The organism is Cupriavidus sp. 291-E7, from assembly GCF_057798835.1.
In genome coordinates this window covers 41,183-63,554 of record NZ_JBYOJV010000018.1, presented here as the reverse complement: position 1 = coordinate 63,554, position 22,372 = coordinate 41,183, and the positions used below count along the sequence as shown (strand labels likewise).

Sequence of the window (22,372 nt, the reverse complement as noted above, 5' to 3'; positions counted from 1 at the left end):
CTGTCTGAAGGAGTGGTTCGATGCGTACCGTTGCTGATAACGCGGCTCTGGGTTTGCCGCATGCCGTGCCGCTGGCGCGCACGCGCTGGCTGCAGTTGGCGCTGGGACTTGTCTGCATGATGGCAATTTCCAGTCCGCAGTATGTCTGGACGCTGTTCACCAAGCCGCTGTCCGCCAAGCTTGGCGTGCCGCTATCCGAACTGCAGGTCACGTTCTCGCTGCTGATCGTGCTGCAGACGTTCTTTTCGCCGTTTCAGGGGGCGATGATCGAGCGGTTCGGCCCGCGTCGCCTGATCGCGCTCGGCACGGTGCTGTCGGGCCTGTCGTGGGTGCTGGCCGCGTCGGCGCAGAGCGTGAGCATGCTGTACCTGACCTACGGCGTGGTGGGCGGGCTTGGCACGGGCATCGTCTACGTTGGCGTGGTGGGGCAGATGGTGCGCTGGTTTCCCGACCGACGCGGCTTTGCCGTGGGCATGGTCGCGGCCGGCTACGGCATGGGCGCCATCCTGACCACGTTCCCGATTGCGGCCGCGCTGGCGGGCAAGGGGCTGGAGTCGACGTTGTGGCAGTTCGGCCTGATCTTCGCGGTGATCGGATTCCTGGCGTCGCAGGGCCTGCGGGCGCCGGCCGACGGCGAGCAACTGGCGGTGCGGCCCGCCTACACGCCGTCGAATGTGGCCGACGTGCCGACCCGCAAGATGCTCAGGACGCCGCTGTTCTGGCTGCTGTTCGCAATGATGACGATGATGTCGACGTCGGGCCTGATGGTCACGTCGCAGATGGCCGCGTTCGCCAAGGATTTCGGGGTGTCCAACGCCGTGGTGTTCGGCATGGCCGCGCTGCCGCTGGCGCTGACCATCGACCGTCTGACCAACGGCCTGACACGTCCGATGTTCGGCTGGATATCGGACCGCTGGGGTCGTGAAAACACGATGTGTTTCGCATTTGCGCTGGAAGCGGTGGCAATGACGCTGTGGCTGCTTACGCGCGAGAACGCGGTGTTGTTCGTGCTGCTGTCCGGCGTGGTGTTTCTGGGCTGGGGCGAGATCTTCTCGCTGTTTCCGTCGACGCTGACCGATACGTTCGGGACGAAATTCGCCACCACCAACTACGGCTGGCTTTATATCTCGCAAGGCATCGGTTCGATCTTCGGCGGGCCGCTCGCGGCGCTGATGCACGAACGGATGGGTAGCTGGATGCCGGTCTTCGGCGTGGCCATCACGCTCGACATCGTGACGGCGGTGCTGGCCATTGCGGTGCTGAAGCCCTGGCGCAAGCGGTTTCTGGGCGGGCCGGCGGCAGGCTGACCAGCCGGGCGCGCGCGGATGCGTCAATCCGCCACACCGCCCGGTGCGGCGGATTGCCTGGCCACCACGGTGCCGGATCCGAAAATGGGTAATAATTCGCGTCGAAGCAATTCTTGCCCTCGACATCCATGCAAGCCAATTCCCGCGCCTACTTCCTGCTGATCGCCATCGTCTCGTTTGCGATGCTCGGTGCCGCACTCTACATGCAGTACGTGGAGGGCTATCAGCCGTGCCCGCTCTGCATCATGCAACGTTTCGCATTCGTGGGCATCGGCATCTTCTCGCTGCTGGCCGCAATGGCGCAGAACACGCGCACGCTGTGGCAGGGGCTGGGCATGCTGTCCGGCGTCGCCGGTATCGCCGTGGCCGGTTATCACGTGTCGCTGCTGCTGAATCCGAAGGCATCGTGCGGTATCGACCCGCTGGAAAACTGGGTCAACGCGCTGCCCACCGCCAAGCTGCTGCCGCAGGTGTTCTACTCGGACGGCCTCTGCACCGCGCCGCTGCCGCCGTTGTTCGGACTGTCGATTCCGGCGTGGTCGCTGATCTGGCTCGTGATTCTGACGCTGACGCTCGCGGTTGGCCTGATTCGCCGCGAGAAGAACTTCCGCTAAACGCAGTTTCCTTCCGGGTTTTTCCCCTCTCCCATTACGTGCGAGAGGGGGCAGGCCCCGGCAGTTTGCCCTGCCTCAGGCGATCTGCTCGATCTGCTCCTGCAATTCCAGCCAGCGTTCCTCAAGCTGGTCCAGCTCGCCGGTGACCTCGCCCTGGCGCTTCAGCATTTCCATCAGCTTTGCCTTGTTGGCATCCTCATAGCTTGAGGATTCGGCCATGAAGGCGTCGATGACTGTCTTGTCGGCCTGCAGCACCGACATGCGCTTTTCCACCTTTTCCAGTTCCTTCGTCAGCGGCTTGCGCAGCACCGACAGTCGCTGCCGTTCGTCGGCCTCGGCGCGGCGCTGGTCCTTGCGGTTGACCGCCGGCGAGGCGTCGGCCGCGTGGGCGGCGGTGGCTGCGTTGCGCTTGGCCGCGGCCTGTTGCAGCAGCCAGTCACGATAGTCGTCGAGATCGCCGTCAAACGGCTTGATGGTGCCATCGGCCACCAGCATGAACTGGTCGGACGTGGCGCGCAGCAGGTGCCGGTCGTGCGATACCAGGATCAGCGTGCCCTCGAACTGGGCCAGGGCCATTGTCAGTGCTTCGCGCGTGTCCAGGTCCAGGTGGTTGGTCGGCTCATCGAGCAGCAGCAGGTTCGGCTTTTGCCAGACGATCAGCGACAGTGCCAGCCGTGCCTTCTCGCCGCCCGAAAACGGTTCGATCGGTGACGTGGCCATGTCCCCGCGGAAGTTGAAACTGCCCAGGAAGTCGCGCAACTCCTGCTCGCGCACGTCGGGCGCCAGCCGCGCCAGGTGCTGGAGCGGGGAATCGTGGTCGCGCAGCGTCTCCAACTGGTGCTGGGCGAAGTAGCCGATGACCAGGCCCTTGCCCAGCCGGAGCGTGCCGTTGAGCGGCGGCTGTGTGCCCGCCAGCGTCTTGACCAGCGTCGACTTGCCCTGGCCGTTGGCACCGAGCAAGCCGATGCGCTGGCCGTTCTGGATCGACAGCATGAGTTTGTGCAGGATCGTCACGGGCGGATCGGCCTCGCCGTAGCCGCAGTCCACGCCGTCCAGCACCATCATCGGATTGGGCGCCGAGTCGGGTTCCCGGAATTCGAAGGCAAAGCCGGCCGCCACGTGCACCGGCGCCAGCCGCTCCATCTTTTCCAGCGCCTTGACGCGGCTCTGTGCCTGGCGCGCCTTGGTGGCCTTGGCCTTGAAGCGCGTGATGAACGACTCCAGATGCGCGATTTCCTTCTGCTGGCGCGAGTAGGCCGCCTGCTGCTGGGCCATCTGCTGCAGCCGCATGGTCTCGAACTGCGTGTAGTTGCCGCCGTAGCGCTTGAGCTGCTGATTCTCGATATGGACCGTGACAGTGCAGATCGCATCGAGAAATTCGCGGTCGTGCGAGATCATCACGAGCGTGCCCGGATAGCGGGCCAGCCAGTCTTCAAGCCAGACGATGGCGTCCAGGTCCAGGTGGTTGGTCGGTTCGTCGAGCAGCAGCAGGTCGGATGGGCACATCAGTGCCTGCGCCAGGTTCAGGCGCATGCGCCAGCCGCCCGAGAACGACGTCACCGGCTGCGACACCTGCGGCAGCGTGAAGCCCAGCCCCAGCAGCAGCGCCTCGGCGCGGGCCGCGGCGGTGTAACCATCGGCATCGGCATAGGCCGCATGCGCCTCGGCTTCGGCCGAACCGTCGCCGCTGGCCTGCGACGAGGCAATGCGCGACTCGATCGCGCGCAGCCGCGTATCGCCGTCGATCACGTAGTCGACGGCCGTGCGGTCGACGGCAGGTGTTTCCTGCGCCACATGGGCGATGCGCCATTGCGTCGGCACGAACAGGTCGCCGCCATCGGTGTGCAGTTCGCCGCGCAGCATCGAGAACAGCGTGGATTTGCCGCTGCCGTTGGCGCCGACAAGGCCCACGCGCTCGCCCGGGTTGAGCGTCACGCTGGTGTGGTCGAACAGCACCTTGGTGCCGCGCTGGAGGACAAGCTGGTCGATTCGTATCACGAGAAGGCTTTGAGGCAGGAATACCGTTCTTTCGGCAGGCCGGCATTGTAGCGCGCCAAGGCCCGCCGACAGCCGCCAGGCCATGCATGCCGCGCTGCCGGCTTTCAGCCCCCTTGCATGTTCGCTTCCATGTATTGAGGGATTTCCCGTAGACCGTCACTTTGAGTATCGCGGGCACGGCATTTGCGTGTAAATTTATTTACATTGAGTGCTGCACTGCGAAAGTGCCTTTTCATCGCCGATTTACTAGAACGGTATCGAAATGGTGCAGCGGCAGCCCGTCCAACTCCTCACACGTCCTGATATGCCCGTCGGCCAGACGATTTCCGAACGCATCGCTCGCGCCTTGCCCACACTGACGCCCGCGCATCAGCGCATGGCGAGCTACGTGCTGGACAACCTGTTCCGCGCGGCCACGATGCGGATCGACGAATTCGCCACGGCCGTGGACGTATCGGTGGCCACGGCCAACCGCTTTGCCAAGGCGCTGGGCTTTGAGGGATATCCGCAATTCCGTGCGGAGCTGGTGCGCGGGTTCGAAGCCACGTTGGCGCCGGTGGAGCGCCTGCGCGACGAACTGGCGCGCCCGAGCACGGTGGCCGAAGTGTTCGCCGCCTCGCTGGAGGACGGCGCCCGCAACCTGGAATCCACGCGCCGCAATCTCGATCCCGAATCGATCGAGCGCGCGGTGGACGCGATCCTGGAATCCGAGCGCGTCTATGTGATGGGTTTTGGCGCCAGCGGTTTCCTGGCCGGGCTGTTGCAGCACGGGCTGGAGATGCACTGCCGCATGGTGACATCGGTGTCCACCGTGGGCGGCGCATCGCACGCGGCGCGCCAGCTGTTCAAGCTCCAGCCGCAAGACCTGGTGGTGGCGATTGCGTTCCCGCGCTATGTGACCGATTCGATGGTGCTGGCCGAGCGCGTGAAAGCGCATGGCGGGCGGCTGCTGGCGCTGACCGACGGACCCACGTCGCCGCTGGCGCCGCTGGCCGATATCGCGCTGTATGCCAACGCCGGCAATCGTCTGTCCGCCAACTCGGACGCCACGGTGCTGGCACTGATCGAAGCGCTTTGCGGCGCCGTGGCGTACCGTTCGGCGCGCTCGGTGAAGGCTGCCGCCCAGATGACCGAATTCCTGCTGCCGTGGCTCTACGGCGCGCCCGGTGCGCGCGATGGCCGCGCCGCATCGAAATCCTCTGACTGAAGTAAGAGAAGGGAAGTAGAAGGACCTATGCCTCAAGCTGTTATCGCTATCCACGGCGGCGCCGGCACGATTACCCGTGCGGCGATGGACGCCAACCGCGAACGCGAGTACACCGCCGCGCTGGAACAGGTGCTGCTGGCTGGCCAGCGCGTGCTGGCCGAAGGCGGCAGCGCGCTCGACGCCGTGACCGAAGCGGTGCGCCTGCTCGAAGAATGCCCGCTGTTCAATGCCGGCAAGGGTGCGGTGCTGACGCATGCCGGTACCTACGAACTCGATGCCTCGGTCATGGACGGCGCCACGCTGAATGCCGGTGCCGTGGCGTGCGTCAAGCGCCTGCGCAATCCGGTGCTGGCCGCGCGCGCGGTGCTGGAACATAGCGAGCACGTGCTGTTTGCCGGGGAAGGCGCGGAAGCGTTTGCCGAAGCGCAAGGGCTGGAGCTGGTCGCGCCCGACTACTACTTCACGCAGGCGCGCTACGACCAGTGGCAACGCGCGAAGAGCGTGGCCGGCATGGCGCTGCTGGACCACGACGCCGCCACGCTGGCCGCTAAGGCTGCGCAAGCCGATCCGCTCGATGCGGACAAGAAGTTCGGCACGGTTGGCGCCGTGGCTTGCGATGCCAACGGCAACCTGGCCGCGGCGACGTCCACCGGTGGCGTCACGAACAAGCAGGTGGGCCGCGTCGGCGACACGCCCGTGCTGGGCGCCGGCTGCTATGCCGACGACGTAGCCGCTGTGTCGGCCACGGGCACCGGCGAGATGTTCATCCGTACTGCCGCCGCGTTCGATGTTTCGGCGCAGATGCGCTACGCGGGCCTGACGCTCGAAGAATCGGCGCGCCGCGTGGTCATGGAAAAGCTGCCCGCAATTCACGGCCGGGGCGGCCTGATCGCGGTCGATCGCGCGGGCAACGTGACGTTGCCATTCAACACCGAAGGCATGTATCGCGGCGTGGCCCGCGTCGGCGAACCGGTCAACGTCTGGATCTACGGCTGATATGGCGAATACTGTTTCAAAGTCAAAGCAAGAGGCTTCGCGGCAAGGCATCGTGCTGCCACCGGAGCGGGTGGTGGCGGTTGATAACCTGACCGTGCGCTTTGCCACGTCGGAACGTACCGTCGAGGCGGTGCGCAACCTGTCCTTCCACGTGGACCGTGGCGAAACGCTGGCCGTGGTGGGCGAATCGGGTTCCGGCAAGTCGGTCACGTCGCTGGCGCTGATGCGCCTGGTGGAACATGGCGGTGGCAAGATCGCCAACGGCGGCATGCTGCTGCGCCGCCGTTCCGGCGAAGTGATGGACCTGGTCAATTCCACGGAGTCGACACTGCGCACCGTGCGCGGCGCGGACGTGGCGATGATCTTCCAGGAGCCGATGACGTCGCTGAACCCGGTGTTCCCGGTGGGAGAGCAGATCGCCGAATCGATCCGCCTGCACCAGGGCAAGAGCAAGTCCGCCGCACGCGCCGAAGCGCTGCGCATGCTGGAGTTGGTGCGTATTCCCGAAGCACGCCGCGTGCTGGACCGCTATCCGCACCAGTTGTCGGGCGGCATGCGCCAGCGCGTGATGATCGCAATGGCGCTGTCGTGCAAGCCGGCGCTGCTGATCGCCGACGAGCCGACCACCGCGCTGGACGTGACCATCCAGGCCGAAATCCTCCAGCTGATCCGCAACCTGCAGTCCGAAATGGACATGGGCGTGGTGTTCATCACGCACGACATGGGTGTGGTGGCCGAAGTGGCGGACCGCGTGCTCGTGATGTATCGCGGCGAGAAGGTGGAAGAGGGCACGTCCGACGACGTGTTCCATGCCCCGGCGCATCCGTACACCCGTGCGCTGCTGTCGGCGGTGCCCAAGCTTGGCGCGATGTCGGGCACGGATCTGCCCGCGCGTTTTCCGCTGGTGCAGATGAACGATGCCGCCGCGGCGGTCAAGGAACTGCCGCAGGACACCGTGCCGGCCGGCGCCGCGCCAATCCTGCGCGTGCGCGATCTGGTGACGCGCTTCGACGTGCCGGGCGGCCTGTTCGGCAAGGTGACGCGCCGCGTGCACGCGGTGGAGCAGGTCAGCTTCGACCTCTATCCCGGTGAAACGCTGGCACTGGTGGGTGAGTCCGGTTGCGGCAAATCCACGACGGGCCGTTCGCTGCTGCGCCTGGTCGATGCACAGAGTGGCACGATCGAGTTCGCGGGCCAGAACATCAGCAAGATGCAGGGCCCGGCGCTGCAGGCGCTGCGCCGCAATATCCAGTTCATCTTCCAGGACCCGTTCGCATCGCTCGATCCGCGCGTGCCGGTCGGGTACTCGATCATGGAGCCGCTGCTGGTGCACAAGGTGGCCAGCGGCAAGGAGGCCGAGGCCCGCGTGGCCTGGCTGCTGGAGAAGGTGGGTCTGACGGCGGCGCACGCATCGCGCTATCCGCACGAATTCTCGGGCGGCCAGCGCCAGCGCATCTGCATTGCGCGCGCGCTGGCTCTGAACCCGAAGGTGGTGGTGGCCGACGAGTCGGTGTCGGCGCTGGACGTGTCGATCCAGGCCCAGATCGTCAACCTGATGCTCGACCTGCAACGCGAGCTTGGGGTGGCCTTCCTGTTCATCTCGCACGACATGGCCGTGGTGGAGCGCGTGAGCCATCGCGTGGCGGTGATGTACCTGGGGCAGATCGTCGAGATCGGCCCGCGCCGTGCCATCTTCGAGAATCCGCAGCACCCGTACACCAAGAAGCTGATGTCGGCGGTACCCATTGCGGACCCCGCACGCCGTCACATGAAACGCGAGCCGCTCAACGATGAGATCCCTAGCCCGATCCGGGCCGTGGGCGATGAACCGGTGGTACAGCCACTGGTGGCGGTTGCCGGAAGCGGCGCGCATGGTCACTTCGTGGCGCGGCACGCCGTTGGCGGCGCCTACTGATTGTCGATGGATTCCGTAGTACCGAAGTCGCTGTAATTCCTGTATTCCCTGTATTCCCTGTATTGCCTATTCCCGATAGAGGAGAAGAGATGTCCAAGGTTACTTTCCGGCTGATGGCCGGTGCTGCCGCAGTCGGCGCAGTGGGTATGCTGGCGGCCGCGCCGGCGTTTGCCGCCAAGGATGCGGTCATGGCCGTGTACTCGACGTTCACCACGCTCGATCCGTACGATGCCAACGATACGCTGTCGCAGGCCGCCACCAAGTCGTTCTACCAGGGCCTGTTCGGCTTCGACAAGGACCTGAAGCTGGTCAACGTGCTGGCCGAAAGCTATGACGTGAGCAAGGACGGCCTGGTCTACACGTTCAAGCTCAAGAAGAACATCAAGTTCCACGACGGCACCACGTTCGACGCCACGGCCGTCAAGGCCAACCTGGACCGCGTGACCGATCCGGCCAACAAGCTCAAGCGCTACACGCTGTTCAACCGCGTGGCCAAGACCGAGGTGGTTGATCAATACACCGCGCGCGTGACGCTCAAGGAGCAGTTCTCGCCGTTCATCAACGTGCTGGCCCATCCGTCGGCCGTGATGATCAGCCCGACCGCGCTGAAGAAGTACGGCAAGGAAATCGCTTTCCATCCGGTGGGTACGGGTCCGTTCGAGTTCGTCGAGTGGAAGCAGACCGACTACCTGAAGGGCAAGAAGTTTGCCGGTTACTGGAAGACCGGCTACCCGAAGATCGACACGATCACGTGGAAGCCGGTGGTGGACAACAACACGCGCTCGGCCGTGATGCAGACGGGTGAGGCTGACTTCGCGTTCAGCATTCCGTTCGAACAGGCTGCCGTGCTGAAGGCCAGCCCGAAGGTGGACCTGATCGACTCGCCGTCGATCATCCAGCGCTACCTGTCGTTCAACACGATGGTCAAGCCGTTCAACGACCCGAAGGTCCGCCAGGCAATCAACTACGCGATCAACAAGGAAGCACTGGCCAAGGTGGCATTCGCCGGCCATGCCATTCCGGCTGAAGGCGTGGTGCCCCACGGCGTGGATTACGCCGAGAAGCTGGGCCCGTGGCCGTACAACCCGGCCAAGGCACGCGAGCTGCTGAAGGAAGCCGGCTACCCGAACGGTTTCGAGACCACGCTGTGGTCCGCCTATAACCACACCACCGCGCAGAAGGTGATCCAGTTCGTGCAGCAGCAGCTGCAGCAGGTGGGCATCAAGGCCCAGGTGCAGGCACTGGAAGCCGGCCAGCGCGTGGAGCGTGTGGAATCGGTGCAGAAGCCTGAAGACGCTGGCGTGCGCATCTACTACGTGGGCTGGTCGTCGTCGACCGGTGAATCGGACTGGGCGCTGCGTCCGCTGCTGGCATCGGAATCGATGCCGCCGAAGCTGCTGAACACGGCGTACTACAAGAACGACCAGGTGGACGCTGATATCGCCGGCGCACTGCGCACGACGGACCGTGCCGAGAAGGCCAAGCTGTACAAGGACGCTCAGGAACGTATCTGGAAGGATGCCCCGTGGGCCTTCCTGGTGACCGAGAAGATCCTGTTCGCCCGTTCGAAGCGCCTGACCGGTGCCTATGTGATGCCCGATGGCTCGTTCAACTTCGACGAGATCGACATCAAGCAATAAATAAACCGAATCCATTTCGGTGGTGTTCCCCTTTCCCGCATGACGGGAGACGGACCGGGGGAGAAGGGTGGCGGCTCGGTTTCCGGCAAGTCGTGGTCTGAGTCTCAATGCCTTTTTCCTCCAACCCCTCTCCAGTACACGGGGGAGGGGAGCAGTGCAGTGGCAGTAGAAGCGAAGTGGTAGCAGTCGCGGTATGCAGTGCTCATAACAAGCAGTACATAAATGCGGTAAGCCGTGAGGCCGTCTGCCCGTGTATGCGGGGTGAAAGGGCGGGCGGCCACCGGTCTCAAATTTCTGGTTTTCTGGTGTCAGGATGCTGAATTACTTCCTCAAACGATTTCTGGGCGTGATACCGACAATGCTGATCGTGGCAGTGTTGGTGTTTCTGTTCGTCCACCTGCTGCCCGGCGATCCGGCGCGGCTGGCCGCGGGCCCGGAAGCCGATCAGGCTACCGTCGAGCTGGTGCGCAAGGACCTTGGGCTCGACCGTCCGATGCACGAGCAGTTCGTGCGCTTTTTCACGAATGCCCTGCAGGGAGAGTTCGGTACGTCGCTGCGCAGCAAGCGCCCGGTTTCCGACGAAATCGGCGAACGCTTTCTGCCGACGCTGTACCTGACACTGACTTCGATGGTCTGGGCCGTGATCTTCGGCATGACCATCGGCATCAGCTCCGCCGTGTGGCGCAACAAGTGGCCCGACCGGCTGGGCATGACGCTGGCCGTCTCGGGCATATCGTTCCCGGCCTTTGCGCTGGGCATGCTGCTGATGGAGATTTTCTCGGTGCAACTGGGCTGGCTGCCGTCGATCGGCGCCGATAGCTGGAAGCACTACATTCTGCCGTCGCTGACGCTGGGCGCCGCCGTGGCCGCCGTGATGGCGCGCTTCACGCGTGCGTCGTTCATCGAGGTGCTGCAGGAAGATTTCGTGCGCACCGCGCGTGCCAAGGGCGTGCGCGAGACGGTGGTCGTGATCAAGCACACGCTGCGCAACGCGATGATTCCCGTGGTCACGATGATGGGGCTGCAGTTCGGCTTCCTGCTCGGTGGCTCGATTCTGGTGGAGATGGTGTTCAACTGGCCCGGCCTGGGCCGGCTGCTCGTGGATGCCGTCGAGATGCGCGACTATCCGGTGATTCAGGCGGAAGTGCTGCTGTTCTCGCTGGAGTTCATCCTGATCAATCTGGTGGTGGATCTGCTGTACACCGTGATCAACCCCACCATTCGCTACAAGTAAGGAGGCTGACATGACCGAGCTTTCCACGTCCGCCACCGCCGCCGCACAGGGTGCCGCCGCCGAGGCTGTACGCACGCCCTGGACCGAGTTCTGGCGCAAATTCCGCAAGCAGCATCTGGCGCTGGTCGCCGGGGCCTTCGTGCTGATGCTGGTGGTGATCGCGATCGTTTCGCCGCACATCGTGCCATACGATCCCGAAAACTATTTCGATTACGACGCACTGAACGCCGGCCCGTCGGCGGCCCACTGGATGGGTGTCGATTCGCTCGGCCGCGACATCTTCAGCCGCATCCTCGCGGGGACACGGATCTCGCTGGCCGCCGGTGTCTTCTCGGTGATCATCGGTGCCATCATCGGCACGCTGATGGGCCTGCTGGCTGGCTACTACGAAGGCTGGTGGGACCGCATCGTCACGCGTGTCTGCGACGTGCTGTTCGCGTTTCCGGGCATCCTGCTTGCCATCGCCATCGTGGCGATCCTGGGTAACGGCATGTTCAACGTGATCTGCGCCGTGGCCGTGTTCAGCGTGCCGGCGTTTGCGCGTCTGGTACGCGGCAATACGCTGATGCTCAAGCGCCTGACCTACGTGGAGGCCGCGCGCAGTATCGGTGCGTCCGACTGGACCATCCTGATGCGCCATATCCTGCCGGGCACCGTGTCGTCGATCGTGGTTTATTTCTCGATGCGGATCGGCACGTCGATCATCACGGCGGCCGGCCTGTCGTTCATCGGCCTTGGCGCGCAACCGCCGACGCCGGAATGGGGCGCGATGCTGAGCCAGGCGCGCGCTGACATGGTGACGGCGCCGCACGTGGCGATCTTCCCGAGCCTGGCGATCTTTCTGACCGTGCTGGCGTTCAACCTGCTCGGCGACGGCCTGCGCGACGCGCTGGACCCGAAGATCGATCGTCGCTGATTCCAGATGACCAACCCACCGATCGTCGGCCAGTCGCCGGCCGGCCCGCGTAACGCCATCACCGATGTGGCCGGCGTGACCGTCGGTCATTGCACGCTGGCGGATGGTGCCTGCCAGACAGGCGTGACCGTTATCCGGCCTCACGCGGGGAATGTCTACACCGACAAGGTGCCCGCCGCAGCCACGGTCTTCAATGGTTTCGGCAAGAGCATCGGGCTTGTGCAGGTCGATGAACTGGGCGTGCTGGAAACGCCGGTCGCGCTGACCAATACGTTCTCGGTCGGCGCGCTGGCGCAGGCGCAGATTCGCGCGGCCGTCGGCGAGAATCCCGAAATCGGCCGCAAATGGGCAACCGTCAATCCGCTGGTGTTCGAATGCAATGACGGCTACCTGAATGACATCCAGGCGATGGCCGTGCAGGCGCGGCACTATGATGCGGCGCTCGCGGCGGCCGGTCTGGACGTTGCGCAGGGTGCGGTCGGCGCGGGCCGGGGCATGTCGTCGTTCGGTGCGAAGGGCGGCATCGGCACGGCATCGCGCCTGGCTGGCGAATACACGGTCGGAGCGCTGGTGCTGTCGAACTTCGGTACACCCGAGTCGTTGATCCTGGCAGGCCGTCCGCTTGGCGCCGCGCTCGATGCCCGGCTGAAACAGGCCGCGGAGCCGGAGAAAGGCTCGATCATCATGATCGTGGCCACCGATGCTCCGCTCGACGCGCGCCAGTTGCGCCGGCTGTCGATGCGGGCGGGCACGGGCCTGGCGCGCACCGGGTCGGTCTATGGTCATGGCTCCGGCGATATCGCGCTTGCGTTTTCCACCGCGTACACGGTGCCGCATCTGGCCGATGCTCCGATGCCGGCCGTGCCGATGGTGCATGAATCGAAGCTCGATCCGTTGTTCCGTGCCGCCGCCGACAGCGTGGAGCAGGCCATCGTCCATGCCTTATGGCACGCCGAAACCGTTGCCGGCCGTGACGGCCACACCCGCCGCGCGCTGCGCGATCTGCTGCAAGACCTGCTGTAAAGCCTGAACCCATGAAGATCCTGATTTCCGCTGATATCGAGGGCGTGGCCGGTGTATTCCACGCCGAGCAGACGCGCGCCGGCAATGGCGAATACGAGCGCGCGCGCGCCTGGATGACCGCCGAGGCCAACGCCGCGGTGCAAGGCGCGTTCGCCGGTGGCGCCACCGAAGTCCTGGTCAACGATTCGCACGGCGGATTCCGCAACCTGCTGCCAGACCAGATCGACCCGCGTGCGCAACTGGTGCTGGGCAAGCCGCGCTACCTGAGCATGATGGCCGGCGTCGAGCACGAGTGCGATGGCGTGTTCATGATCGGCTACCACGGCCGCGCCCAAAGTCGCGGCGTGCTCGCGCATACGATCAATAGCGGCGCGTTTGCGCGCGTGTGGTTCAACGGCCTGGAGCTGGGCGAGGCAGGCATCTATGCGGCGCTGGCCGGCGAATTCGACGTGCCGGTGCTGATGGCCAGCGGCGACGATGTCTTCATCGCCGAAACGCAGCCGCTGATGCCTTGGGTGCGCTACGTCCAGACGAAGACGGCGGGCGGGCAGGGCAGCGGCACGACACTTTCGCCCGGCGCGGCACGCGAGGCGATAGCGAAGGCAGCGGAAGCCGTGACGCGCCAGGCCATCGCCCATCCTGAAGCGCGCTGCTTCGAACTGTCGGGTCCGGTGACCTGCCGGCTGCAGACGCAGACCACGGCGCACGCCGATCTGTTTTGCCAATGGCCGACGTTCGAGCGGGTGGACGGCGTGACGCTGTCGTTCACGGCGCCGACGGTTCAGGCCGCGGTGCGGATGCTGAACTGCTGCTCCGCGATGGCATTCATGTTGAAGTAAGGAAGGCGCGCCGCGCGGCGACCGCTGTCGCCCGCGTAGCCGGATGACCGGCTGACAATGGAACAGCGAAATGGTGGGACAATAGCGCCCGATTTCGCCATCCGTACTGTCCCATGACCCCAACCCTGCCCGGGAGCTGGATCCCCGTTCGCAAGGATTTCGTTGATCCTACCGCCACGCGCTGCCACGCGCGTAGTGTCAAGGGCGGCCGCCACCACGGCTTTCCGGAGGGGCACGCCTGGATCCTGCGCGGTCCCGATGGCCAGGAATACCCGTTTGGCCTGGAATGCGCGCGCGCCGCATTGGCGGTGCCGGGCATGCTCGACCAGGTGCCCGACTACACCGAGCGCGACGCCGTCAGGCGCGTCGATGCCGCCTTTGCCGACCTGCCGCGCCGCAAGCCCACGGCGGCCGAACTCGAACTGCAGCGCCGCAATACCGCTACGCGCTACGTCGTGCTGCGCATGGACAAGGTAGCGGGCGTGCCGCGCGTGCAACCGACCGTGCGGTTTCCCGCGCTGGAAGACCTCTACCAGCAGATCGTCGCGGGACGGCCGCTATCACACGCGCAGGTGCAGCGCGTGCTGGCGATCGAACGCAGTGCCGCCACGCCGCCCAAGCTCAAGGCGATGAACCTGCTCGATGTCTATACCGCGCATGTGAAACTGGAATGGCTCATTGCCGGGGCCAATCGGGAGGACCGCATACGTTTCCTGCGCAGCCTGCATGACTGGCTGGCCAGACATCTGGTGCTGTCCGCCGCGCAGATCGAGGCGGCAGGCATCGTCATGCATCCGCATGCGTTCCGGTCGGCCTGGCCCAAGGACGGCGAACCCGGCGAGCTGTTCTGAGCGCCGGCGCCAGCCATCGGCTGGATGGGCGTTGGGGTGGCATTCCATTGACGATTGGCGGTACATTGGCAGCACCTTCATCCGGCCCAGGCCATATCCCGCCATGCCTGCCAGTTCGCCGTCGCCCGCGTCCCGCCACTTCGCGCGCAGCTATGCCGAAGCCCGACAGAAGTTTCTCGATGCCGCGCGTGGAAGCGGCGCCACGCTGACAGAGTTCCCGCATCCCACCGCAGTCGGCCATGACGGGGAAGCGCTGGCGATGGATGTCGCATGGATCGGCGCCGCCGACGCGGCCCGCGTGCTGCTGGTGACATCGGGCACGCATGGTGCGGAGGGATTCTGCGGATCGGGTGCCCAGGTGGCCCTGCTCGCCGATACCGCGCTGCATGCCGACTGCCGTCGCGCTGGCTGGGCGCTCATGCTTGTGCACGCGGTGAATCCCTACGGGTTCTCGCACATGCGCCGCGTCAACGAAGACAACGTCGACCTGAACCGCAATTTCATGGACTTCGAGCAGCCACTGCCGGTGAACGGGGCCTATGCCGAAGTGGCGCCGCTGCTGTTGCCCGCGCAATGGCCGCCGTCCTGCGACGAGCACACGGCGCTGATGAAGACCGTGACACAGAAAGGTATGGACTGGTATCAGGCCGCGGTGACCGCCGGACAGTATCAGTACCCGGCGGGCATGTTCTTTGGCGGCCAGAAAGCCACATGGAGCAACTACACATTGCGGCGCATCCTGGCGCGTTTCGGCGCGGGGCGCGGCGTGCTGCGCTGGATCGATGTGCATACCGGCCTGGGGCCGTGGGGATACGGCGAACCCATCTACATGGGGCCGGACACGCCCACGCAGCTAGGCAAGACACGTGCGATCTGGGGCAGCGGCGTCACGTCGATCTACGATGGCTCGTCAACGTCGGCCAACCTGACCGGGCTGGCCTGGCAGGCCGTGCCGCACACACTGCCATCGATCGACTACGCGGGCATCGCGCTCGAATTCGGCACGCTGCCGCTGCCGGACGTCCTCGATGCGTTGCGCGGCGATCACTGGCTGCATTTGCATCGTGAAGCGGACGAGAATCAGCGGGCGCTGATCCGGCAAGCGATGTGGAGCGCGTTCTATGGCGACGCCGACGACTGGCGCGAAGCCGTGCTGGGGCAAGTGACGGATGCTGTTCGCAAAGCGCTGGCCACCGCCACATGACCGCTGCGTCTTGCAACGCGCTTTCAACGGCCGTGCGCCTGCGCTGAAACGTCAGGCGTCCGCGCCGCTTTCCTCGATCAGCCATTGCCGGAATGCGCGCGCCGCCGCCGGTTCGGCGCGGTCGCGCGGCCAGACCACGTAGTATCCGCCGCCCAGCGAGGCGCTGGCCTCGCAGGCGCGCACCAGCAGACCGGCCGCCAGGCACCGGTCGATCATATGGCGCCACGCCAGTACGATGCCCTGGCCCTCGATGGCCATCTGCACCAGCACCGGGTAGGTATTGGCGATGAGTTCGCGCTCGAAGCGTGTTTCCCTGAGTCCGTTGCGCGCGAACCAGGCCGGCCATGACATCCAGATCCGCTGGGCGTCTTCGAGCACCAGCAGCGATTCGCGCGGCAGCTCGGCCACCTTCAGTTGCCGGCCGTTCAGGTAGGCGGGCGCGCAGACCGGGAACACTTCCTCGTCATACAGACGCTGTGCGGCGATGCCACTGGGCGCGCCTTCACGCAGGTAATACAAGCCGACGTCGAAGTCGGTACCCGACAGCGAGGCCAGGCTGTCGTTGACCACCAGCCGCACATGGAAGTCCGGATGCCGCGCGCGAAACGCCGCCAGACGCGGCGTAAGCCACAGCACCGCCACACCGGACGAACAGGCCACGGTCAGCTCGACCTGGCCCTTGCGCTTCATCACGTCCTCGGTGGCTTCGGCGCACCTGACCAGCAGCCGCTGCACCTGCTCCGCGTACTGCTGCCCGCTCACGGTCAGCCGCAGCGCGCGAGGTTCTCGAATGAACAGTTTCTTGCCAAGAAAGCGTTCGAGCTGCGCCACCTGGCGGCTGATCGCGCTTTGGGTCAGATGGAGTTCGGCCGCTGCCTTGGTGAAGCTGCCGTGCCGCATCGCCGATTCGAAGGCGACCAGGCAAGGTAGTGGGGGGAGAGGGGTGATGCGCATTGGGGGCTTGTCATGGGCAGGTGACGATGCCAATGATAGTCGCAAGCCTTGTGCCAGAGGTGGGCGGCGGGTGAAGCGTACGGGGCGAAGTGTGGCGGGATATCGATGCGCGGGCGCTCTCCTCCCTCAGTCGGCGAGGGGGGAGAGCAGGCCGGCGCAGTCTTACGCGTTGTGAATCTTGCCCGCCTGGATCACCATCCCGATGCGCGAATCGGGGCCAGCCAGCACGCCGATATCGCTCAGCGGATCGCCATCGACGACCAGCACATCGGCAATCGCTCCGGCTTTTACCACGCCGAGTTCGCCCTCGCGCTGCAGGATTTCCGCCGCGATCGACGTGGCCGAGCGTACTGCTTCCGCATTGCCCAGCAGTTCGGCGCGAATGAGGAATTCCTCCGACTGGTACTGGTGCATTTCACCGAGCAGATCGGAGCCGAAGCCCATCGGCACGCCCGCTTCCGCGTAGATGGCCAGCGAATCGCGGCCGGCCTGGCGCACTGTTTCGATCTTGGCCACGGAGTCGGCCGGCAATCCCAGGCGCGCGCCGTCGCGGGCCAGCGCGTCGTAGGTGATCAGCGTCGGCACCACGTACGCACCGTGCTCGCGCATCACGCGCGCCGCCGCCGCATCGACGAGGTTGCCGTGTTCGATGGTCCGCACCCCGCAACGGATGGCGCGCGTAATCGCGCGGCCCGTGTAGGCGTGGGCCATCACATAGGTCTGCGCCGCTTCGGCTTCGGCCACGATGGCGCGGATTTCGTCCTCGCTGTACTGGGTGTTGCCGATCGGATCGGTGGGCGAGGCAACGCCGCCGGACGCCATGATCTTGATCTGCGTGGCGCCTTTCTGGATTTCCTCACGCACGGCCAGCCGGACGGCATCCACGCCGTCGGCGACGCGCGCGATCGCACCCGCACGGAACGCGCAGGAGCAGGGTTCCAGCGTGTCGGAGCGTGGGCGGAAGTCGCCGTGGCCTCCGGTCTGCGACAGCGCCTTGCCGGATGGGAAGATGCGCGGACCCGGAATCAGGCCCGTGGCCACCGCCTGCGAGAGGCCCCAATCCGCGCCACCCGCGTCGCGCACCGTGGTGAAGCCGCGTTCGAGCATGCCGCGCATGATCGGCATGGCACGGAACGCCACCAGCACGTTGGGCTGCACCGCGTTCAGGCCCAGGTTGGCCAGCGATGCCAGCACGTGCACATGGAGATCGATCAGGCCCGGCATCACGGTCTTGCCGGTCACGTCGATGATCCGCGCCTGTGGGGCGTGGATTGGCGACGCGCTGACTTCGGCAATGCGCTCGCCATCGATCAGGACGTCATGACGCGGCAACAGCACACCGCGCACGGGGTCAAGGACGTTACCGCCCTGGAGCAGGATCTGGGTCATCTTGGCTTACGTCTTTACTTCCGATTACTTCGATTTCAGATAGGCGGGCTCGCGCACCAGGCGCGTGCCGCGGAAGCTGATGGCGGCGGCGATCATCACATAGATGGCCGGGGCCATGCTGCTGCCCGTGGTGGCGATCAGCCACGTGATGAAGAACGAGGCAAAGCCGCCGAAGATCGTCACGGCCAGGTTGTACGCCACCGACAGGCCGGTGGACAGCACCTTGGCCGGAAACAGTTCGGCGAATGCGGCGAGGATCGGGCCGGTGTACGCGGCAATCAGCACGCCGAACACGAGCTGGAACACCAGCAGCGAGGCAAGGCCCGGCGCGTGGTTGATGTACGCGAACATCGGCCAGGCCAGCACGAAAATCAGCGCGGCCGCGCCGGACAGCAGGCCCCGGCGGCCGATGCGGTCGGCCATCATGCCGACGATCGGCGCGAACACCATGATCGCCATGCCACCCGCCATGCCGGCGACGAAGCCCGTGGATTGCGGCACCTTGAGCACCTTCACGGCGTAGGTCGGCATGTAGAACAGCAGCACGTAAGTGCAGACCGTCCACAGGATCACCATCGAGAAACTGGCGGCGGTCTGGCGCGGGTAGTCGCGCAGCACCTCGGTCAGCGGCGAATCGGTCTTGTCGGTGGCGGCCTGGAACGTCGGCGTCTCGTCGAGGTTGTGACGGATATAGAAACCAACCGGGCCGATGATCATGCCGATCAGGAACGGCAGGCGCCAGCCCCAGCTATTCAGTGCCTCGGGACTCAGCGTGGAGGTGACGAACGTGCCGACCGCGGCGCCCAGCAGCACGGCTACGCCGATGCTGGCCTGAATCCAGCTCGAATAGTAGGCGCGCTGCCGCTCCGGTGCGTATTCGGTCAGGAAGGCGGTGGCACCGCCCATCTCGCCGCCGGCTGAGAAGCCTTGCATCAGCCGCGCGATCACGATCAGCAGCGGCGCGAACACACCGATCTGGTCGTAGGTGGGAGCGATGCCGATCAGCGTGGTGCCGGCGGCCATCAGCAGGATGGTCAGCGACAGCGCTGCCTTGCGGCCCACGCGGTCCGCGTAGACGCCCAGGATGATGCCGCCCACGGGCCGCATGAAGAAGCCCACGCCGAACGTGGCCACGGCCAGCAGCAGCGAGGACAGATCATTCCCTGTGGGGAAGAACAACTTGGCGATGATCACGGCAAAGAAGCTGTACACCGTGAAGTCGAACCATTCGAGGCCGTTGCCGATCACCGTGGCGATGATGGCGCGGCGGCGTTGACTGGCCCCGATATGAGGCGCAGTCTCCGCAAAGGCGGGGGCGCTGGCTTGCATGTCTCTCTCTCTCCGGTGTTTGGCAGAACGCTGGGAAGCCCATTTCTGACAGGCTTTGGCCGATGGTAGGGGCGTCGTCCTGACCGGAGAAACGATATCTGCGCATGCGGGCATGACGCCAGCGCATGCGTGGCCTGCGCTGGCGTCGGGCTAGCCGGCGCTATTCACCCGGCTCAATGCACCGGTTACCCCATGCGCGCACAGCAATTCCAGCTGCGCGGCCACGGTTTCAACGAAGACCGGCGATTGCGCGAGGTCGCCAAAAACCGGCGCAAAGCCGGCGATGATCGCTACGCGCTGCCGCTCGCGCGTGCGGGCATCGAACAGATTTTCGGTGTCGCGTGCGGCTCGGGCCATCACTTCGGCCAGCGCCGGGGCCAGCGGGTCTTCGATCGGAAAGGCATTGCCCGTTTCATCGTAGCCACGCAGGAAGTGCAGCCACGCGGCCACGCCAAGCGCCAGCCGCGGAAACGGCTGGCCGGCCGCGATGCGGTCGCGGATCGGTGCCAACAGACGCTGCGGAATCTTCTGCGAGCCGTCCATCGCGATCTGGCGCGTGCGATGGCCCAGCGCCGGATTCGTGAAGCGCGGCAGCAGGCTGGCGCGATAGGCGTCCACGTCCAGGCCGGGAAGGGGTGGCAGCGTCGGCTGGGTCTCGCGGGCCATCGTCTCCGAAATGAATGTGTGAACGGCGGGCTGTGCGATCACGCGATCGGTGCTCGGCCAGCCGGCCAGGACGCCCATGTACGCCATCATCGACTGGCTGCCGTTGACCAGCCGGTGCTTGAGCACCTCGAACGGCCGTGCCTCGGACACGAACTGCGCGCCGCCGGCTTCCCATTTCGGACGGCCCGCCGCAAAGCGATCTTCGATCACCCATTGAAAGAACGGTTCGCCCACCACGGGCCACGCATCGTATAGGCCGAGCGCGCTGGATACATGGGCCACATCGTCGATGGTGGTCTTGGGCACGATGCGGTCGACCATCGTATTGGGGAACGTGCAGCGCGCCTGCACCCAGTCGTGCAGCGTGGGGTCGATCTCGGCGCAGAAGGCCAGCAGCACGCGGCGCAGCGTGTCGCCGTTGCTGGCCAGGTTGTCGCAGGACAGCAGCGTGACCGGACCCAGCGCGCGTTCCATGCGCCGCTGCAGCCCGCGCGCCAGATAGCCGATGGCGGTTACCGGATGCGAGACGCCGGACAGGTCTTCGATGATGTCGCGGTCGGCGCGGTTCAGCTCACCCGTGGCCGGATCGTGGCAATAGCCTTTCTCGGTGACGGTCAGGCTGATGATGTGGGTGTCCCGATGCGCGATGCGGTCGAGCACGATCTCGGGATCTTCCTCGGCCACCAGCACGTCCATCACGGCGCCGATGACCTGCAGCGATTCGGCCGTGGCGCTGCGCAGCGCCAGCGTATAGAGGCTGCCCTGCGGCTTGAGCGCGTCGCGCGTATCGGGCCGGCGCAGCGAGACGCCGATGATGCCCCAGCGCAGGCCGTCGGCGCCGGAGGCCTCGATGGCCGTCTCGGTAATCTCGGCCTGATGGCCGCGATGGAAGGCGCCGATACCCAGATGCACGATACCCGCGCGCAGGTCGTCCCGCGGGTATTTCGGACGCCGCACGGTGGCGGGCAACGCACCGAGCCGGCCGGGATGCAGACGCGGCAACTGTTCGATATCGCTCATCACGGTCTCCCTTGTCGTGCGTTGTCGTCGGTTGTCGTCGGTGGGCTTTCGCCTACCAGTGCCACAGCGTGCCATCGTGCGCCAGCCGGTTCACGGGCAGGTAGGCACGCTGGTAAGGGTACTTTGCCGCGAGCTTCTCGTCGATATCCACGCCATGCCCCGGCGCATCGCCGGGGTACATCATGCCGTCGTGGAACGTGTATGCGTGCGGAAAGACGGCATCGGTTTCCTCGGTATGGCGCATGTATTCCTGGACCCCGAAGTTCGGCACCCAGATATCGAAATGCAGCGCCGCGCCCATGCACGCCGGCGACAGGTCCGTAGCGCCGTGGCAGCCGGTGCGGACCTGATACGTCGCGGCAAAGTCGGCAATGCGGCGCAAATGGGTGATGCCGCCCGCGTGTACCACCGTGGCACGAATATAGTCGATCAGTTGCTCCTCGATCAGCGTCTTGCAATCCCAGATGCTGTTGAAAATCTCGCCCACGGCCAACGGCGTGACCGTGTGCTGGCGGATCAGGCGGAAGGCGCGCTGGTCTTCGGCGGGCGTGGCGTCCTCCATCCAGAACAGCCGGAACGGCTCCAGCGACCTGCCCAGCCGCCCGGCTTCGATCGGGGTCAGCCGGTGGTGCACGTCGTGCAGCAGGTGGATGTCCGGACCGACTGCGTCGCGCACCTTGTCGAACAGCTTCGGCGTGTGTTCGAGGTAGCGTTCGGTGCTCCAGTCATGCTCGGATGGCAGGTTGGCATCGGCAGGCTCGTAGAACAGCCGGTCGCGCGACACGCCATAGACCTTGTTCAGCCCCGGCACGCCGGACTGCGCGCGAATCGCCTTGTAACCCATTTCCTTGTAGCGCAGCACCTCTTCCACCGTATGGCCGATGTCGCTGCCGTTCGCGTGGCCGTAGACCATCACGCCGGTGCGGCTCTTGCCGCCCAGCAGTTGATAAAGCGGCAGGTTGGCGGCCTTGGCCTTGATGTCCCACAGCGCGGTGTCGACCGCGGCGATCGCGCTCATCGTCACCGGCCCGCGCCGCCAGTAGGCGCCCCGGTACAGGTATTGCCAGATGTCCTCGATCTGGTGCGCATCGCGGCCGATCAGGCACGGAATTACGTGCTCTTCGAGATAGCTGACCACGGCCAGTTCGCGGCCGTTGAGCGTGGCGTCGCCAATGCCGGTCAGCCCTTCATCGGTTTCGATCTTGAGCGTGACGAAGTTGCGCCCAGGGCAGCAGACGATGACACGCGCGTTGGTGATCTTCATGCAAGG

The 22,372-nt window shown here is 65.5% G+C and carries 18 protein-coding genes; 12 read left to right on the top strand and 6 right to left on the bottom strand.

Annotated elements, in window-relative coordinates; translation table 11 throughout:
* The first annotated feature begins 20 nt into the window (after positions 1 to 20).
* Entirely contained in the window at positions 21 to 1,307 is a 1,287-nt protein-coding gene (oxlT, locus tag AC3FLX_RS26100) for an oxalate/formate MFS antiporter (protein ID WP_488700239.1), read from the top strand.
* 128 nt (positions 1,308 to 1,435) lie between these two features.
* A complete protein-coding gene (locus tag AC3FLX_RS26095) occupies positions 1,436 to 1,921 on the top strand; it encodes a disulfide bond formation protein B (protein ID WP_488700238.1) in 486 nt (161 codons plus the stop codon).
* A gap of 75 nt (positions 1,922 to 1,996) precedes the next feature.
* Here AC3FLX_RS26095 and AC3FLX_RS26090 read toward each other — a convergent pair whose 3' ends face one another.
* On the bottom strand, positions 1,997 to 3,919 hold the full coding sequence (locus tag AC3FLX_RS26090; protein WP_488700237.1) for an ATP-binding cassette domain-containing protein: 1,923 nt from the start codon (positions 3,917 to 3,919) through the stop codon (positions 1,997 to 1,999).
* Between the two features lie 304 nt (positions 3,920 to 4,223).
* Here AC3FLX_RS26090 and AC3FLX_RS26085 point away from each other — a divergent pair, with 304 nt between their 5' ends.
* The 10 genes from AC3FLX_RS26085 to AC3FLX_RS26040 all read left to right on the top strand — a co-directional run bounded on the left by AC3FLX_RS26085 (position 4,224) and on the right by AC3FLX_RS26040 (position 15,744).
* Entirely contained in the window at positions 4,224 to 5,126 is a 903-nt protein-coding gene (locus AC3FLX_RS26085; RefSeq protein WP_488700236.1) for a MurR/RpiR family transcriptional regulator, read from the top strand.
* A 27-nt stretch (positions 5,127 to 5,153) separates the two neighbouring features.
* A complete protein-coding gene (locus tag AC3FLX_RS26080) occupies positions 5,154 to 6,122 on the top strand; it encodes an isoaspartyl peptidase/L-asparaginase family protein (RefSeq protein ID WP_488700235.1) in 969 nt (322 codons plus the stop codon).
* Position 6,123: 1 nt separating this feature from the next.
* The gene (locus AC3FLX_RS26075; RefSeq protein WP_488700234.1) at positions 6,124 to 8,037 is read left to right on the top strand and encodes a dipeptide ABC transporter ATP-binding protein; all 1,914 of its coding nucleotides are present in this window, start codon (positions 6,124 to 6,126) and stop codon (positions 8,035 to 8,037) included.
* An 89-nt stretch (positions 8,038 to 8,126) separates the two neighbouring features.
* Complete coding sequence (gene gsiB, locus AC3FLX_RS26070) at positions 8,127 to 9,677, top strand: glutathione ABC transporter substrate-binding protein GsiB (protein ID WP_488700233.1); 1,551 nt, start codon at positions 8,127 to 8,129, stop codon at positions 9,675 to 9,677.
* A 313-nt stretch (positions 9,678 to 9,990) separates the two neighbouring features.
* The gene (gene gsiC, locus AC3FLX_RS26065; protein WP_488700232.1) at positions 9,991 to 10,911 is read left to right on the top strand and encodes a glutathione ABC transporter permease GsiC; all 921 of its coding nucleotides are present in this window, start codon (positions 9,991 to 9,993) and stop codon (positions 10,909 to 10,911) included.
* Positions 10,912 to 10,921: 10 nt separating this feature from the next.
* Positions 10,922 to 11,827: a glutathione ABC transporter permease GsiD gene (gene gsiD / locus AC3FLX_RS26060; protein ID WP_488700231.1), complete on the top strand. Its 906-nt coding sequence runs from the start codon at positions 10,922 to 10,924 to the stop codon at positions 11,825 to 11,827.
* A gap of 6 nt (positions 11,828 to 11,833) precedes the next feature.
* A complete protein-coding gene (locus AC3FLX_RS26055; protein WP_488700230.1) occupies positions 11,834 to 12,850 on the top strand; it encodes a DmpA family aminopeptidase in 1,017 nt (338 codons plus the stop codon).
* An 11-nt stretch (positions 12,851 to 12,861) separates the two neighbouring features.
* Positions 12,862 to 13,689 carry a M55 family metallopeptidase gene (locus tag AC3FLX_RS26050; protein WP_488700229.1) on the top strand — a complete coding sequence of 276 codons (828 nt, stop codon included), beginning with the start codon at positions 12,862 to 12,864 and terminating at the stop codon, positions 13,687 to 13,689.
* Between the two features lie 113 nt (positions 13,690 to 13,802).
* Positions 13,803 to 14,540: a hypothetical protein gene (locus tag AC3FLX_RS26045; protein WP_488700228.1), complete on the top strand. Its 738-nt coding sequence runs from the start codon at positions 13,803 to 13,805 to the stop codon at positions 14,538 to 14,540.
* 103 nt (positions 14,541 to 14,643) lie between these two features.
* A complete protein-coding gene (locus tag AC3FLX_RS26040; RefSeq protein ID WP_488700227.1) occupies positions 14,644 to 15,744 on the top strand; it encodes a M14 family metallopeptidase in 1,101 nt (366 codons plus the stop codon).
* Between the two features lie 51 nt (positions 15,745 to 15,795).
* Here the strand turns inward: AC3FLX_RS26040 and AC3FLX_RS26035 are convergent, their stop codons facing one another.
* The 5 genes from AC3FLX_RS26035 to manD all read right to left on the bottom strand — a co-directional run bounded on the left by AC3FLX_RS26035 (position 15,796) and on the right by manD (position 22,366).
* Positions 15,796 to 16,698: a LysR substrate-binding domain-containing protein gene (locus tag AC3FLX_RS26035; protein ID WP_488700226.1), complete on the bottom strand. Its 903-nt coding sequence runs from the start codon at positions 16,696 to 16,698 to the stop codon at positions 15,796 to 15,798.
* 162 nt (positions 16,699 to 16,860) lie between these two features.
* Positions 16,861 to 18,087 (bottom strand): metal-dependent hydrolase family protein, encoded by a 1,227-nt coding sequence (locus AC3FLX_RS26030; protein ID WP_488700225.1) that lies wholly within the window; start codon positions 18,085 to 18,087, stop codon positions 16,861 to 16,863.
* A gap of 24 nt (positions 18,088 to 18,111) precedes the next feature.
* Positions 18,112 to 19,416: an MFS transporter gene (locus tag AC3FLX_RS26025; protein ID WP_488700224.1), complete on the bottom strand. Its 1,305-nt coding sequence runs from the start codon at positions 19,414 to 19,416 to the stop codon at positions 18,112 to 18,114.
* 150 nt (positions 19,417 to 19,566) lie between these two features.
* Positions 19,567 to 21,102, bottom strand: a complete 1,536-nt coding sequence (locus AC3FLX_RS26020; RefSeq protein ID WP_488700223.1) for a mannitol dehydrogenase family protein — start codon at positions 21,100 to 21,102, stop codon at positions 19,567 to 19,569.
* Between the two features lie 52 nt (positions 21,103 to 21,154).
* Positions 21,155 to 22,366 carry a D-mannonate dehydratase ManD gene (gene manD, locus AC3FLX_RS26015; protein ID WP_488700222.1) on the bottom strand — a complete coding sequence of 404 codons (1,212 nt, stop codon included), beginning with the start codon at positions 22,364 to 22,366 and terminating at the stop codon, positions 21,155 to 21,157.
* Between the last annotated feature and the right edge of the window lie 6 nt (positions 22,367 to 22,372).